Consider the following 16,230-nt stretch of genomic DNA (forward strand, 5'->3'; position numbering starts at 1 on the left):
GAGACAGGCTATTTTTTTCATTGTATAGTGAACGTGCAGTCGGCACTTAGATGGACCGAAAAGTAATGACATTATAGCTTTGTGCCTGCTGCAAGTAAGTGAAACGTAATAGTAAATCACCCAAGAAATTTATTATTAGCGGTTCATAGGAGTAGCCTTCATAAGAGGCTACTCCGAAAACTGACAGACTTACTACCTTAAGTAATGTCAGATGAATTAGGTTACATCCGTTGGTATGGAAAAAGAGGGGATGAGCATTTGGGGAAATGCTCGAGTCAGAAGTTTTGCTATAAAGATAGCAGCAGGGTCCCGGGTAGACATATCTGGGACTCTGTCCTTTTTTAAGACATTTTTTACAGGAATAACACCTAATATTGGTGGTTCCAGTATACAGTAGTACTCAGAAGGATAACGATATAGAAGAGATTGATACTTCTGATAACTCAGATGAAAAAGAGAAGAAAACAAATACGGAGACCCGATAGCTATGAATAAGAAAAAAATAATATTTATATGCCTTTTCTTGACGAGTATTGTCAGCGTAATCATCTATTATTCAGTAAAATCATACTTATATCAGAAGGAGCAAGAAACAATACAACAACAACTAATGTTAAACTGGTTTGGTTATGGTTCTCAAGAAGACAATACTGATAATACAATAAATCCTTTATATACTGATACTATTATAAGATGGGAGGAAGAAGGTCTGCTTATAATAATGAGAGAAACAGGAGTTTGGACTGATGCAACATGTAAACATGTTTCGGATTCATTTACAAACAAGGATTCACTAGAATATCAAATATTATATGGTGGAATATTATTTGACAACATAGATTATGTGGATTTTACTGATGCTATGTTGAGTATAGGGTGGGTTGTAAAAAGTGGAACATATGATCCAAGGGATATGCATGATTATTGGGAGGAAGCTGCACTTAAGGAAGCAACGAATGACTATGAGTAAAAGAAAAAAATATATTATTATAAGATAAAGCCTTCGAAGGCAGGTGTTGAAGAAGATATAGATGATATAGAAAAGGATGAAAGTGAGATAACAGCTTAGCATGTATATTCATATTGTTAACTTGAATTAATCGCACAGGAATGACATAATATCATATCTAAATCATTGTTTTTTAGGAATAAATCTTTTCTGGCAGTTAACAGTTTAGATATTAATAATTCAAACCTTCCACTTGGACGACGCAGTATCACCAAAGGATTTACGGTGACGGGCAGTATATAGATCATTGCCATGCTTTTTAATCGTTTTATTAAATTCATGAGCATGATAGATGGAGATTTCCATTCTGCCCGGGGTCCACCTGTCTGAGCGAAGCGAGTTTGGACCCCAGAATGGAAAGCGCCAGATATTATGCCATGAATTATAAAACGATTAACAGCATGGCAATGATCTATATACTGCCCGTCACCGTAAATCCTTTGGTGATACTGCGTCGTCCAAGTGGTGCTTGAATAAATAATCGTTAACTGCTTTAGAAAAGATAAGAGGTTTTTATGTTACAGATCGGATCACTTATTGATGGAAAATACAAGATACTGAGTATAATCGGACAGGGAGGTATGAGCACTGTCTATCTTGCGATCAATGAAAGAGCCAATAAACCCTGGGCTATCAAGGAAGTCAGGAAAAACGGAGTCAAAAATTATGAAGTAGTCAAACAGAGCCTTGTCATGGAGACTGATATGCTCAAACAGCTCTCACACCCGTATCTTCCCAGTATTGTCGATGTTATAGACACAGATGAATGCTTCCTTATAGTTATGGACTATATAGAAGGCAACACCCTTTACAGAACCCTTGCCGAGTACGGTGCTCAGCCACAGGACAAGGTAATAGAGTGGGCCAAGGAGCTGTGCAATGTTCTGTCTTATCTACATACAAGGACGCAGCCGATCATCTACAGAGATTTAAAACCCGCCAACATAATGTTAAAACCTGACGGAACCATCACCCTGATCGACTTTGGAACAGCCAGAACCTACAAACAGGACAGCATAGAAGATACTACATGCCTTGGTACAAGAGGCTACGCCGCACCGGAGCAGTTTGGCGGAAGAGGCCAGACTGACGAAAGGACGGATATCTATAACCTTGGAGCAACATTGTATCATCTGGTCACAGGTCATAATCCCTGTGAAGCGCCCTATGAGATGTATCCCATAAGACAGTGGAATCCGTCCCTTTCGGCAGGTCTTGAGAAGATCATACTTAAATGCACCCAGCTCAATCCCAAAGACAGATACCAGTCAAGTGCCGAGGTTATGTATGATCTCGAACACTATAGTGAGCTTGATAAGAATTATAGAAAAAGAGCCAGGCTAAGAGTTGCAATGTTTGGCATCACATCTTTTATTACAGTTTTCAGCGCTACTGCAGCGGCATATTTTATGACATCTGCAGGCAAGATCAGAAATGAAAGCTACGATTCATATCTTGAAGAAGCAAGAAGCAGGCCTGAAGTCTCCCAGCAGATCGAGAAATACGAAGAAGCTATCTCATTAGATCCTACCGATGGTACTGCATTTATAGAGCTTCTGAATCAGTCTTATCTTATGGATGATGTATTTACTCCTGAGGAAGAAGAGCAGCTAAGAAAGCTTCTTATTACCAAGTACGATGATAAGAGAACCTATGAGGAGATGCTCTCTACCAATTCGGAAGCATATGATGAGTTTGCATACAGGCTTGCGCTTGCGTATTTTTACTGCTATGACGGAGCCGGCAACAAGCCTATGTCAACCAAGTGGTTCAATATAGCCATGGCATCTGAGACACTTGACGAGGTCAAGGTAGGAAGGGCTCAAAGACTAGGCAAGATAGCTTCATACTATTCGGATATCGGAAGGACACGTCCAAGCGGCGATGAAGTTGTAAGTTATGCCCAGTACTGGGAAGATATGGTGGAGATAACTACGGGAGATATAGCAACGCAGGACAATACCACAACAGCGCTCATGGTCTATAAAGAGATGGTAGCCCAGATCAACAAGCATGCTACCAAATTCAAAAAGGCCGGTATCACATATGAAGAGATGATGGCTCAGCTTGATAATATAAGTGACAGACTCGAAACAGATATTATAGCTACAGCTGAGGATGAAGACAGGATCAATCCTCTCAAACAGAATCTGTACAAGAATCTTGATCTTGCATATAAAGCTGTTGAAGGAGCTTTTAGTAAAGAGTGAAAATAGATAAAGGATTAAGTTTGTTATGAATATCAATAATTTATATGTTCTGTTTGCCGGCGATGCGAGCGTTGAGACGATTAGTAAAACCTCCATGATGTATCACAGGACAGCCTATATTTTACTGGGCGTGGCAGCAGTGTTTTTCGTAATTTCGGTTTTCCTGTGGTTCAAAATGCACATAAGGCACGAAATAATAGTTCTTACAGGAATCGGTGTCAAAAAAGAAGTGGCCAGAATAGAGAAAATGGCCAAAAGAGAAACAGAAGAAGGCCTGTCTGATGGATCCAATGTCGCTCCCGGAGCGCGAGTATTGCAAAATGCCGGCTTTATGGATTCCAACATAACTCAGAATATAGGACAGATGCAGACAATGCCCATGAAGCAATCAGACTATAATGCAGATCCTTCTCAAAACGAAAGAAAACATGAAACAATGCCAATCGGTCTTATGGACAGCGAAGAAACTGTACTTCTTGAAGCGGAAGGTTCTAAGTCTTTTGATAATAATGGTTCATTCGTTGTTGAGAAGGACGAGGTGTATATTACTAACAATAAATAAAGAAAGAGCTAATAAATGTTTTTTACAACCGGACTAGTAACAGATAAAGGGACAGTAAAAGAAATAAATCAGGACGCGATGATGCTAAAAGTAGCCATGACCAAAGAACATGGACGTATCGCTTTTGGCCTTATATGCGATGGCTGCGGTGGTCTGTCTTTTGGAGAGATCGCCAGTGCTTCATATGTCAGGAGGATGGAAGACTGGTTCTATAATGAGCTTCCCGGTATCCTTACCAATGAAGATGATACCAGAAAACTGGATGAATCCAGTGATAACAGATATGATCCCATCGAGCTTATCAAAGGCAACTGGACCTATATCTCTACCCAGATGAATGAAAGGCTCATGGAATACGGAATCCAGAAGCGCGCCAGTGTAGGAACCACTGTATGTATGATCATCATCATCGGAAGAGAATACCTTGCCATGAACATAGGTGATTCCAGAATATATAAGTATACCAATAAAAAGGTTTCCTGTATCACTCATGACCATTCCTATGTCCAGAAACAGATGGACGAAGGGCGTATGACACTTAAAGAAGCACAGATAAGCCCTATGAAAAGTGTCCTCCTCCAGTGCATAGGAGCTGTAGGGGCGCTTGATCCATATTTTTCCAGAGGGATCATAGGAAGGGACGAGTCATTCCTTCTGTGCTGCGACGGATTCTGGCGCAAGACTTCTCCAAATGATATGGTCAGGATCATGAACGTATCAGGTTATGATAAGAATTCCGATTTAAGCTCTGGTAAAGATTTGGACAATAAAATAGAAAGCGTATTAAAGGACCATATTGAAAAGCTCAAATACGAAGGTGAAAAAGATAATATATCCGCAATTCTAATAAGAGCCCGGGATGCAATTTGACAGTAAATAAGATATACTGATGATTATAGAGAAAACTTCATGATTCGTAATGAATAATACTTAAGGAAGAGGATATATATGAGTAAAAAGACAGGTTTCGTACTTCTTAGTGTAATATCAGGTATTTTATTTGGGGGTGCTTTTGCAGGCAATAAACTCTATGACTATGCTATAAAGCCAAGGCAGCGTACAGATGAAGATCCCGATTCATCAGAACTTGTAACAAGAGGTCGTAGATGGGTCAGGAATCATGAATCCAAAAGAGACATATATATCAGTTCTATAGATTCTCTTCGTCTTCATGCAAGCTATATTCCGGGCAATGATGGCGAGCACCACTATGTAGTCCTTATCCACGGCATCTGGGACAGTTCAGAAGGAATGGGAATTTATGCCCAGGAATATGCAGGGAAAGGCTGGAACATACTCCTTCCTGACCTTAGAGGTTTCGGACAGAGCGAGGGCGATTATATAGGATATGGCCACGATGACCGTTATGACATAATAGAGTGGATATACTGGATCATCAAAAGAGACAAGGATGCTAGGATACTCCTTCATGGAACATCCATGGGCGCAGCTACAACACTCCTTGTAACAGGAGAGTCTCTTCCTGAGAATGTTGTATGTGCGATATCAGACAGTTCCTATACAAGTGTTAAGGACGAGTTCGAAGAAGTGTACGAAGGTCTTGATAAGAAGATAGCAGCTATTCCAAGATGGCTTGCCATCCCGCTTCTTCGCTTTGAAGTCAAGGTTCGTGCAGGATACGATATCTATAAGATAAGACCTATAGATGCTGTCAAAAATTCCAAGACTCCAACTCTTTTCCTTCATGGAGATGCTGATGAATTCGTTAAGCCTCACATGTGCCGTGAGCTCTTCGATGCAGCTGCATGCAAGAAGGAGTTCTGTATGACTCTGGGAGCAAAGCACATAGAAGGAGTCTGGATAGATTCCAAGAAATACTGGAAGAAGGTTGACGACTTCCTTTCACACAATAATTTCTGATAATTAAAAGCAAATAAATAATAACAAATACAGGATACATAAATTATAATGAAATAGGTGTCAGAAGATATATAAGGCTTTAACCAGTGTGATGACTCGTTCATGTTTGATCAAATATGAATGGGGCGGTACACCAGGACTTAGATATATCTTTTGACACCTATAATTGAAAACGGACAACTTAAATATATTATTATGAGGTTATATAATATGGGGACTTTTGATTATTCTAAACTAACAGATCCGGGATACTTCGCAGACGGGCGTCTCCCGGCTCACTCAGATCACATCATTTGCAAAAATGTTCAGGAAGCATGGGATGAGGTAAGCTCATACCGCATGTCTTTGAACGGAAGCTGGAAATTCAGATATTCCGCTAATCTAAATGACCTTCCCAAAGATTTTGAAGATCCAAAGGTAGACTGCCATGGATGGGCTGATATAAGAGTGCCTGCGCATATGCAGCTGGAAGGCTATGGCGTAGCGCAGTATGTCAATGTTCAGTATCCGTGGGATGGACATGAGGACATCGACCCTCCGATGATCCCAACCAAGGACCATCCTGTAGGCAATTATGTTAAGTACTTTACAATTCCAAAGGGCTTTATAAATCATGGCCTTTACATAAGATTTGACGGCGTAGAGAGCGCTTTTGCCCTGTGGCTTAACGGAGTATATGTTGGATATAGCTCCAGTTCTTTTGACGCCAAGGAATTCGATCTTACAGATTGCATGAAGGAAGATGGTGAGAACAAGCTCGCCGTGCAGGTATTTAAGTACAATGCAGGAAGCTGGATGGAGGATCAGGATATGTTCAGATTCTCCGGTATATTCAGGGATGTGACCCTTTTTACCAGAACGTCAAGTGCATCAGATAAGGGCTGCGGCGTAGCAGGATCAGAGGGAGCAATAACAGCTGCATCCGGTAGTAAGAACGGCGCTTGTGACATTAGCGGCATGGACGTATATGATATTAAGGTCGTAACTGAGCTTACAGATGATTATACAAAAGGTAAACTCCATGTAACCCTCAAGGGCTGCGGAAGTGGTCAGATGAGCCTTAGCCTTTTTAAGGAAAAATGGGACAGAGATCTTAATATTCAGACAGCAGACGGAGATGAGATATGCTCTATAGATACCGAATGGACAGAAGATATCAAAGATATCAAAGAAGATTCAAGAAATATATGCTCCAAAAAGACAGAGGTCACACTTACAGCCGATAATCCAAGCCTTTGGAGCGCAGAGGATCCAAGTCTCTATGCCCTTATCATAACCTTATATGATGAAAACGGTGCAGAATGCGGTACTATCCTTCAGGAAGTGGGCTTTAGAGAATTTGTGATGGGTGATGACCACATCATGTATCTTAATGGTAAGCGCATAGTCTTCAATGGAACTGACCGTCATGAGTTCTCTGCAAGGACAGGACGAGCTCTTAGCCATAAGGATATGGAGACAGATGTTATCAACATGAAGAGGAATAACATCAACGCCCTTCGTATGAGCCACTATCCTAATAACAGCTATATGTACAAGCTTTGTGACAGGTACGGACTTTATGTTATAGATGAGACCAATCTTGAGACACATGGAACCTGGGATGCGGCAGGTCAGGGCAAAAAGCCCCAAAGCTATATGGTTCCATATGACAACGAGGACTGGCTTGATATGCTCATAGACAGAGGAACATCGATGCTGGAGCGTGACAAGAATCACCCTTCAGTTATCATCTGGTCCTGCGGCAATGAAGCTTTTGGCGGCAAAGTCATATACGAGCTGTCCGAATATTTCAGGCATACAGATCCTACAAGACTTGTCCACTATGAAGGCATATGCCATGACAGAAGATACAATGATACTTCCGACATGGAATCCCGCATGTATCCTCCTGTCGCTGAGATAAAAGATTATCTCAAAGAGCACAGGGACAAGCCCTTCATATGCTGCGAGTACACCCATGCAATGGGCAATTCCTGCGGCGCTATGTACAAGTATACCGATCTTACGGAAGAGGAGCCTTTGTATCAGGGAGGTTTTATCTGGGATTATATAGACCAGTCCATTATAAGGAAGGACCGCTATGGAGTAGAGTTCCAGGGTTATGGCGGAGACTTTGGCGAAAGACCCAATGACAACGACTTCTGCGGCAATGGTATAGCCTTTGGCGGCGATGAAAGAAAGCCTTCTCCCAAGATGCAGAGCGTCAAGTACAACTACCAGCCCTTTGCAGTGATAGTAGATGAGGACGCAGATACAGTCACAGTCCGCAACAGGACTCTTTTTACCAACACAGACCAGTACATAATGAGGCTGTGCGTAGAAAGGTATGGTAAGACTGAATATCAGAAGGACTACATCGTATCTGTTGAGCCCGGGCAGCAGGAAGTATTCGGATTATCTCTTGAAGAGAAAATAGGTTACGGCGAGATCTGCAACAAAGAAGGCGAATATGTAATAAGAGTATCCTTCCTTCTAAAAGAAGACACAAGATACGCAGAGGCCGGCTATGAAGTAGCCTTCGGCGAAGATGTATTCATGGTTGAGAATGGCCCTGAATACATTGTAGGAAGCGAAGAAGAACTGGCTTTGGCTATGAATGATCAGCTTCCGGAATCAGAATCAGAAGCTGTGGATGCTGGATCTGATGATAGTGAAGCTGATGATGAAGCTCTGCTTAATAAGATCATCATCCCTGAAGATGAGTTTGGAAACAGCATAGATATAACCTTTGGAGAGAATAAGCCATATACAGTAACTTACGGTCTTTGCAATGTAGGCATCAAGGGTGAGAACTTCGAAGCTCTGTTTACAGAAGGTTCAGCACTTACAAGTTATAAATATATGGGCAAAGAGTTGCTTGAGTCCAAGGTACTTCCTAACTTCTGGAGAGCACCTACTCAGAACGATTATGGTAACGGAGCACCTGCCCGCTATGCCCAGTGGAAGATTGCCAGCATGTATCTCATGCCAAAATATGATATCTATACCCAGTATGAGCACTTCCTTGGAGGAACTCCATTCGAAGTCAAGGAACACGAAGATCACGTCAGCATCAGCTACAATTATAAGCTCCAGACAAGTCCTGAAGCTGAGTGCTTCGTAACCTATGATGTATACGGAGATGGAAGTATCAGGATCACTCTTTCCTACGATCCTGTCGAGGGTCTTATAGAGATGCCGGAGTTTGGTATGATCTTTAAGATGAATGCCGACTACGACAATCTTAAATGGTATGGATATGGACCTGAAGAGACATATTCTGACAAGATGGCAGGAGCTAAGCTCTCTATGTATGAAGGAAAGGCCAGCTCGCAGCTTGAACCATACCTTCTGCCTCTGGAATCAGGCAACCACGCTGGCGTAAGATTTGCATCTGTAACCGACGAAAGGGGACGAGGACTGCTCCTTGCTACTGAGCTTCCTGAAGGAATGAGCTTTTCTGCGCTCCCATGGACGCCTCATGAGATAGAGAATGCAGCCCACCACTTCGAGCTTCCTCCTATCCACCATACAGTTGTAAGAGCATCTATAGGACAGCTTGGAATAGCAGGTGACAATACCTGGGGATCACTTACACATCCCGAATTCAGACTCCCTGTAGAAAAGGGCAAGACCTTTAAGTTCTCATTCATGTTAAGAGGAATCTGATGCAGTAATATATGAATAATCTAATACTGCATGTACAGAAAAATATTTAATCTTATAAGAAAAACTGAATAGATTAATCCAAAAAACCGGCCGCCAACAAGCGACCGGTTTTAATATAGTCAAATTAAAAGGATTATTCGTCAGCCTTACCAACAGAACCGAACATTTCCATCTTCTCTTTAACTGTAGCCTTGATAGCTTCGAAGCCAGGAGCAAGAAGCTTTCTAGGATCGAATCCCTTACCTTCAAGATCCTTACCTGCCTCAATATACTTTCTTGTAGCTTCAGCAAAAGCAAGCTGGCACTCTGTGTTAACGTTAACCTTAGAAACACCAAGTGTGATAGCCTTCTTAACCATCTCTGCAGGGATACCTGTACCACCGTGAAGAACAAGTGGAAGCTCACCTGTGAGCTGCTGGATAGAATCAAGAGTCTCGAATGAAAGACCTTCCCAGTTATCAGGATACTTGCCGTGGATGTTACCGATACCAGCTGCAAGGAAGTCAACGCCAAGATCAGCAATCTGCTTGCACTCGTTAGGATCAGCGCACTCACCCTTACCGATTACGCCATCTTCTTCTCCGCCGATAGCACCAACTTCAGCCTCGATAGAAAGTCCTCTGTCGTGAGCTGCCTTAACAAGTTCCTTGGTCTTCTCGATGTTCTCAGCGATCGGATAGTGTGATCCGTCGAACATGATTGAAGAGAAACCAGCCTCGATGCACTTGTAGCATCCTTCGTATGAACCGTGGTCAAGGTGAAGAGCTACAGGAACGTCGATGTCGAGATCCTTTAAGAGTCCGTTAACCATGTTTACAACAACATGATAACCACCCATGTACTTGCCTGCGCCTTCAGATACACCAAGGATAACAGGGCTTCTGAGTTCTTTTGCTGTAAGCAGAATAGCCTTAGTCCACTCAAGGTTGTTGATGTTGAAGTGACCTACTGCATAATGTCCGGCTTTAGCTTTTTTAAGCATGTCAGCTGCATTTACTAACATAATGAAATCCTCCTTTTAAAAAACGGTTTCAAAAAAGTGTTTGTGAAAATAATATCACAGTGAAAATTATAGCATACAGTAAGGCAAATGGAAACCATAACATTTATCCACATTTCTTATGAAATAAAGGGATTTTTTATCTGATAAGGGATATGGCATCGGCTGCGTACATGTCATTCGTCACGACAAAATGCATTTCGTCGGGTGAAAATGACGTTCTATCTAAAAAGGGTTTACAAACAGTTTTTTTAACTTATAATGAGATCACGGTTTGCGAAATACCGCAATCCAAAAACGCAAAGTCAAAATAGTTTTGACTTAAAAAATAAGAGGGGCGACAGACGCCGGAGGGAATATTTATGTTAAAGAACAAGCTTTTAAAGACATTCACAGCACTTAGTGCAGCAGCAATGATCGTAACAGGAGCAGGAGCAGCTACAACTATCACAACATTTGCAGCAGAATTCGATCCTACTTACTATGCTACAACATATCCTGATGTAGCAGCAGCATGCGGAACAGATGCTCAGGCACTTCTCAACCACTACCTTACATATGGTCAAAAGGAAGGTCGTAAGCCTTCAGCTACAGCAGCAGCTGGTGAAGCAGTTACATCTGTAAAGACAACATCTACAACACCTGCACCTGCAGCAACAACAACATATCATGACTATGCAGCAGGTCAGCTCAGCACACTTCGTGCAGCATCAGGCCTTGGCGCAGTAACACATGACAAGAACCTTGATTCTATGGCTACTAACATCATGAACACATACATGGCTGGTGGAGACGTTAATGCTGTCACAAACACAATGAACGCTCTCTTCGCACAGTATGGTCTTAACTATACAATTGGCGGATTCACATGCTTAAAGCTTCCTGCAGCATATGCTAAGGGACTTACATATGAAGAACTTGCACCTGTTATGATTCAGGTTGCATATCCAAGATCAACAGATGTACTTGGCCACAATAGAGTTACAGCTCTTGGATGCCACATTGCTTCTGATGCAGCTGGTAACGTATACTTCGTATTCGTAGTAGCTGGTAACTAATTTTGGCTTCTTATAGGTGTTAATCGCTTGCGATACCAATAATAAATGATGTAATGAAAACCCTTGCCATCTCCCCGTTTGGCAGGGGTTTTTATTTGGATGATCCATCGGTGATGCAGCACTACTCAAGTGGAAAGTCAGAGTCTGTAAGTACTATTTACGTGATCAACTTACTAATCTTGTTTGTAAATTATGATGGTCGCATCTTAACAGCTAATGTGATACAATTAAAAATTGCAAAATGTAGGATAATTCAAGAACCGGTAATATAAAGTTCTAAATGGCATAGGAGATAATATACTATGGAAACAGTTTATAAGACCAAGGGCACATGCTCAACACAGATCAAGCTTGATATGGACGGCGATATCATAAAGTCTGTATCATTTACAGGCGGATGTAATGGTAACCTTCAGGGCATATCCAAGCTCGTAGAAGGAATGAAGGCAAGCGATGCCATCGCAAGACTTGAAGGCATTAAGTGCGGCTTCAAGCCAACATCATGTCCTGATCAGCTGGCACAGGCTTTAAAAGCAGCAGTTAACGCATAAATATATCTTTGATATTTAAGAATATTTTTTCGGGAATACATATTTATCTGAGTGTCAAAAGAGTCTTTTGACCTGTACATCATAAGAAAACAAAGTTCCTGCAAGGCGGATGAAAAAAGGTGCGATAGCTTATTCATATCTGATCAAATATGGATGAGACAATACACCGGATCATGTTTATAGCGCCACTATAAATGCGGGATTTTAGAGGTGTTGATTTGGCAAAAAAAATAGTACTCACAGGCGGCGGAACAGCAGGACATGTTACGCCCAACATAGCTCTTATACCATATCTCAAAGATAAGGGATATGAGATCATCTACATAGGATCTTATGACGGTATTGAGAAAAAACTCATCGCCGATTTCGACATTAAATATTATGGAATATCTACAGGTAAGTTCCGTAGATATTTTGATGCCAAGAATTTTACGGATCCTTTTAGAGTTATTAAGGGATTTGCCCAGGCAAGGAAGATCCTCAAAAAAGAAAAGCCTGATGTTCTTTTTTCCAAAGGAGGATTTGTAAGCGTGCCGGTTGTTAATGCGGCAGCAGGACTTAAGATCCCGTGCATCCTTCATGAATCAGATCTTACTCCCGGACTTGCCAACAAGCTCTGCGTCCGCTCTGCAAGGAAGATATGCTGTAACTTCCCGGAGACCATGAAGTACCTTCCTGCTGACAAGGCAGTTCTTACAGGTACACCTATCCGCGATGAACTTATGACAGGTAAAGCCATGGCCGGCAAGATGCTCTGCGGATTCACAGATTCCAAGCCTGTTCTTATGGTAATAGGAGGAAGCCTTGGTGCGCAGTCTGTCAATGAAGTTGTACGTGAAGCTCTTCCCAGGATCCTTCCTTATTTCAACGTGATACACATCTGCGGCAAGGACAAAATGGACAATATGCGTCTGGATGTACCTGGCTACAAGCAGTTTGAATATGTTAAGACTGAGCTCAAAGACCTCTTCGCTCTTGCAGATATTGTAGTGTCAAGAGCAGGCGCTAACTCAATCTGCGAGCTATTGGCACTTCATAAGCCCAACCTTCTCATACCTCTTTCCAGCAAGAACTCAAGAGGCGATCAGGAACTTAATGCCAAGTCATTTGAGCAGCAGGGATTTTCTGAAGTTATATTAAGTGAAGACCTTGATGAAGACATACTTATAGAGAAGATACACGAGATCTATGAAGATAGAGACCAGTACATGGCCCGTATGACAGGATCCGGTCAGCGCAATGCCACCAAGACCATCATACGTATGATAGAGGAAGAGGCTAACTAAAACTGATACGCGCTTATAACATCGGCGGTGCAATATCCTCGAAGGCTTTGCAAGGGACGTTGTCTTGCGAAACCATCGAGGATATTATGTTTTCTATTAACTCAAATATATGGTTTATGCCTTAAATCTGTAACCTACTCCCCAGATGGTCTCAATGTACTGAGGGTTGGAGGTATCAAGCTCGACTTTTTCACGGATCTTCTTGATATGAACGGTTACAGTTGCGATATCACCTACGGAGTCCATATTCCAGATTTTTCTAAAGAGTTCTTCCTTGGTATATACGTGGTTAGGGTTTTCTGCAAGGAAAGTCAGAAGATCGAATTCCTTGGTAGTAAAGTTCTTTTCTTCTCCGTCTATGTATACTCTTCTTGCTGTCTTGTCGATCTTAAGACCTCTTATCTCAATGACATCATTCTTGGCAGTGCCGGAGCCTACAAGGCGGTCATATCTTGAAAGGTGAGCCTTAACACGGGCTACAAGTTCTGATGGAGAGAAAGGCTTTGTAATATAGTCATCAGCTCCAAGTCCAAGACCTCTTATTTTGTCTATATCATCCTTCTTGGCAGAGACCATGAGGACCGGCATATCCTTTTTTTCACGGATGTGTTTGCACACTTCAAAACCATCCATTCCCGGAAGCATCAGATCCAGGATCACAAGATCGAAGTCCTCTGACAGGGCTCTCTGAAGACCTGTGTCTCCTCTGTTCTCAATCTCAACTTCAAAGTCTGAAAGTTCAAGGTAATCTTTTTCAAGGTCAGCAATAGCTTCTTCATCTTCAACTATTAGTATTCTGCTCATCGTATCCTCCTGTAACTGGTTCTGTGTATTTGCGCAGTACGAAATGCATCGTCGTACCTTCACCTTCATGGCTGGTTGCCCATATATAACCGCCATGATCTTCTATTATCTTCTTGACTATAGATAGACCGATACCGCTTCCCTGATGCTTGGAATTGCGGGATGAATCGGTTCTGTAGAAACGCTCGAATATATTGGCAAGGTCCTTCTGGGCTATGCCGCGGCCATTGTCCTCTATCTCGATCCTTATAGAATCCACCTCATCCAGGATCCTTATATCAATCTGTCCATGGTCGTCATTCCTGTCCATGTATTTGACGGAATTAGAAACTATATTATTGATAACACGCTTGAGCTGCTCGGGATCAGCTATAACTATTGTATCAGGTGCAGTGAGATTAGAATAGTTGAGCTTGATGCCCCGGCCTTCCATATCCATTCCAACCTCTTCAACGCAGTCACCAAAATAGTCCGCAACATTGAGCTTCCTGAAGTTATAAGGGATCCTGTTATTATCAATTGACGAATACAAAGTCAGCTCATTGATAAGATTGTTCATATCATTGGCTTTGTTATATATCGTCTTGAGGTATTTCTGCTGTTTCTCAGGAGTTGTTGCAACTCCCTCCATAAGACCCTCTGCATAGCCTCTTATAGTAGTAATAGGAGTCTTAAGGTCATGTGAGATATTACGGATCAGCTCCTTGTTCTGCTGCTCGTGTTCGAGTTTTTCCTGGGCGGATTCCTTAAGGCGCAGTCTCATGTCTTCGTAGTTACGATACATCTCGCCGATCTCGCCCTTTTCCATAGAATCGTTGAGCCTGTAATCGAAGTTGCCGTCCTTGATCTTCTGCATAGCTACATTGAGCTCACCCAAAGGCTTGAAGATACCGCTTCTGGTCCATGCAGTCAGTATTAGTGACGTAAGGAGCAATATAGCGCACATAGCCACGAACATATATCCGAAGAACTCAGGAGCTATCAGAGTTTGCAATGAGAACACAATAAAAAGGGATCCGTTAGTTCCGTCAGACAAAGTGAAATCGAACTGCCGTATGAGTTTTTTCTCATCATTATAGAAAAAACCACTCAGATGATCCGGGCCGCTCCCGTATTCAGGTAAAATTAAGGTTAGATCGTTATCATCATTACTAGAACCATTGTAACTGATGATATCACCTGACTGCCTTACGATCACATAGCCACCTTCCATAAGAACTTCTTCATTGATCTTATCAAGGTATGCGCTATCAGTCAGAATATCCGGGTTAGAAGCTATATCCTGACCTATCTTCTCGAAGATATCATCAGCAATCCTCATATACCTGGTGTTGTCATATATGAGATTTTTGGTATTGCCTTCATTCATGATACCGCCGATCAGTATGAATGCCATAGTGATAAGAAAAAGAGGCAGGAGTACCATAGTCACTGCGGTTATTGTAAGTTTTGTTTTTAGACGCATAATAAGCCATCCTTTCGCTTCTTACATTAATATAAGTATACCATTTTAATGCAGCTGTTGGTAACATGCGACTCTGAACAATCTGTGAAGGCTTCATAAAATAGCTATAAATTTACAGATTCTATTACCATTATCAGGATGTAAAACCAAATTGGAGTTAGATGTTAAGTAATAGTAAACCGGTAGTTGCTCATTTTATATACGATATAAGATCAAAATGATCATTTATAATCAATAAGATACTCATAAAATCATTTTGATATATTAAGAAAAAGATCCTTATTTGATTGTTTTTATATTTTTGATAAAAAAGGCTTAAAACAAGCTGATTTTCGAAAATCATAAAGTGCAGTAATACAGCACGTTTGAGCGACGTGGAAAAATAAATGTAACAATTTTGAAAGCTAGGGTAAAGTTTTTGTAGGATTAATAGATAATGGTAAAATAATTGTACGCAATAAAAAGGACAACCTTCTGTGTTAACATATTTGTTGGCAAAAACAAAAAATGCAGGAGGTGTCCTTATGGACAGTATAAAACAAATTTGGGAAGAAGTGGAAGAAAAACTTGTAAAAATTAAGGAATCTTTTGCAAAGAATCCTTTCGAGATGGCTGAGTTTGAAAGAGGAGTACATGCTCAGTTCAACAGACTCGAAAGAGATTTCATAAAGCAAACGCTTGAAGAAAAAGACAACCAGATAAGAGGCAGTCTCAAACGCTTAGACAACTGGGTTATTGTAAGGCAAGACACTA

The 16,230-nt window shown here is 41.4% G+C and carries 12 protein-coding genes and 1 pseudogene; 10 read left to right on the forward strand and 3 right to left on the reverse strand.

Annotated features, from left to right (window positions below; translation table 11 throughout):
* Positions 1 to 487: 487 nt before the first annotated feature.
* The 6 genes from BMX21_RS16430 (at position 488) to BMX21_RS16455 (ending at position 9,313) form a co-directional block, all read left to right on the forward strand.
* Entirely contained in the window at positions 488 to 970 is a 483-nt protein-coding gene (locus tag BMX21_RS16430) for a hypothetical protein (protein ID WP_092046006.1), read from the forward strand.
* A gap of 554 nt (positions 971 to 1,524) precedes the next feature.
* On the forward strand, positions 1,525 to 3,219 hold the full coding sequence (locus BMX21_RS16435) for a serine/threonine protein kinase (protein WP_092046008.1): 1,695 nt from the start codon (positions 1,525 to 1,527) through the stop codon (positions 3,217 to 3,219).
* Between the two features lie 25 nt (positions 3,220 to 3,244).
* A complete protein-coding gene (locus tag BMX21_RS16440) occupies positions 3,245 to 3,781 on the forward strand; it encodes a hypothetical protein (RefSeq protein WP_092046010.1) in 537 nt (178 codons plus the stop codon).
* 15 nt (positions 3,782 to 3,796) lie between these two features.
* On the forward strand, positions 3,797 to 4,651 hold the full coding sequence (locus BMX21_RS16445) for a PP2C family protein-serine/threonine phosphatase (RefSeq protein ID WP_092046012.1): 855 nt from the start codon (positions 3,797 to 3,799) through the stop codon (positions 4,649 to 4,651).
* Between the two features lie 78 nt (positions 4,652 to 4,729).
* A complete protein-coding gene (locus tag BMX21_RS16450) occupies positions 4,730 to 5,662 on the forward strand; it encodes an alpha/beta hydrolase (RefSeq protein WP_092046014.1) in 933 nt (310 codons plus the stop codon).
* A 210-nt stretch (positions 5,663 to 5,872) separates the two neighbouring features.
* On the forward strand, positions 5,873 to 9,313 hold the full coding sequence (locus BMX21_RS16455; RefSeq protein WP_177174085.1) for a glycoside hydrolase family 2 TIM barrel-domain containing protein: 3,441 nt from the start codon (positions 5,873 to 5,875) through the stop codon (positions 9,311 to 9,313).
* Between the two features lie 133 nt (positions 9,314 to 9,446).
* Here the strand turns inward: BMX21_RS16455 and fba are convergent, their stop codons facing one another.
* Positions 9,447 to 10,316, reverse strand: coding sequence for a class II fructose-1,6-bisphosphate aldolase (gene fba, locus BMX21_RS16460; RefSeq protein WP_027218983.1), 870 nt, complete (start codon positions 10,314 to 10,316; stop codon positions 9,447 to 9,449).
* 359 nt (positions 10,317 to 10,675) lie between these two features.
* Here fba and BMX21_RS16465 point away from each other — a divergent pair, with 359 nt between their 5' ends.
* From BMX21_RS16465 to BMX21_RS16475, 3 genes are all read left to right on the forward strand, one after another.
* The gene (locus BMX21_RS16465) at positions 10,676 to 11,371 is read left to right on the forward strand and encodes a hypothetical protein (protein ID WP_022754676.1); all 696 of its coding nucleotides are present in this window, start codon (positions 10,676 to 10,678) and stop codon (positions 11,369 to 11,371) included.
* A 302-nt stretch (positions 11,372 to 11,673) separates the two neighbouring features.
* Positions 11,674 to 11,922 carry a TIGR03905 family TSCPD domain-containing protein gene (locus tag BMX21_RS16470; RefSeq protein WP_022754675.1) on the forward strand — a complete coding sequence of 83 codons (249 nt, stop codon included), beginning with the start codon at positions 11,674 to 11,676 and terminating at the stop codon, positions 11,920 to 11,922.
* Positions 11,923 to 12,140: 218 nt separating this feature from the next.
* The gene (locus BMX21_RS16475; protein ID WP_242952946.1) at positions 12,141 to 13,208 is read left to right on the forward strand and encodes an undecaprenyldiphospho-muramoylpentapeptide beta-N-acetylglucosaminyltransferase; all 1,068 of its coding nucleotides are present in this window, start codon (positions 12,141 to 12,143) and stop codon (positions 13,206 to 13,208) included.
* A 114-nt stretch (positions 13,209 to 13,322) separates the two neighbouring features.
* On the opposite strand, the gene BMX21_RS16480 is transcribed toward BMX21_RS16475, so the two are convergent.
* Together BMX21_RS16480 and BMX21_RS16485 are read right to left on the reverse strand one after the other, a co-directional pair.
* Positions 13,323 to 14,012, reverse strand: coding sequence for a response regulator transcription factor (locus BMX21_RS16480; RefSeq protein ID WP_022754673.1), 690 nt, complete (start codon positions 14,010 to 14,012; stop codon positions 13,323 to 13,325).
* Positions 13,990 to 15,477, reverse strand: a complete 1,488-nt coding sequence (locus tag BMX21_RS16485; protein ID WP_022754672.1) for a sensor histidine kinase — start codon at positions 15,475 to 15,477, stop codon at positions 13,990 to 13,992. The genes BMX21_RS16480 and BMX21_RS16485 overlap by 23 nt, the downstream gene beginning before the upstream one ends.
* Before the next feature lie 524 nt (positions 15,478 to 16,001).
* Between BMX21_RS16485 and BMX21_RS16490 the strand changes: the two are divergent.
* A pseudogene (locus BMX21_RS16490) lies at positions 16,002 to 16,230 on the forward strand (hypothetical protein); the annotation flags it as partial.

Source organism: Butyrivibrio sp. TB (genome assembly GCF_900110805.1).
Taxonomy (GTDB): Bacteria; Bacillota; Clostridia; order Lachnospirales; family Lachnospiraceae; genus Butyrivibrio; species Butyrivibrio fibrisolvens_C.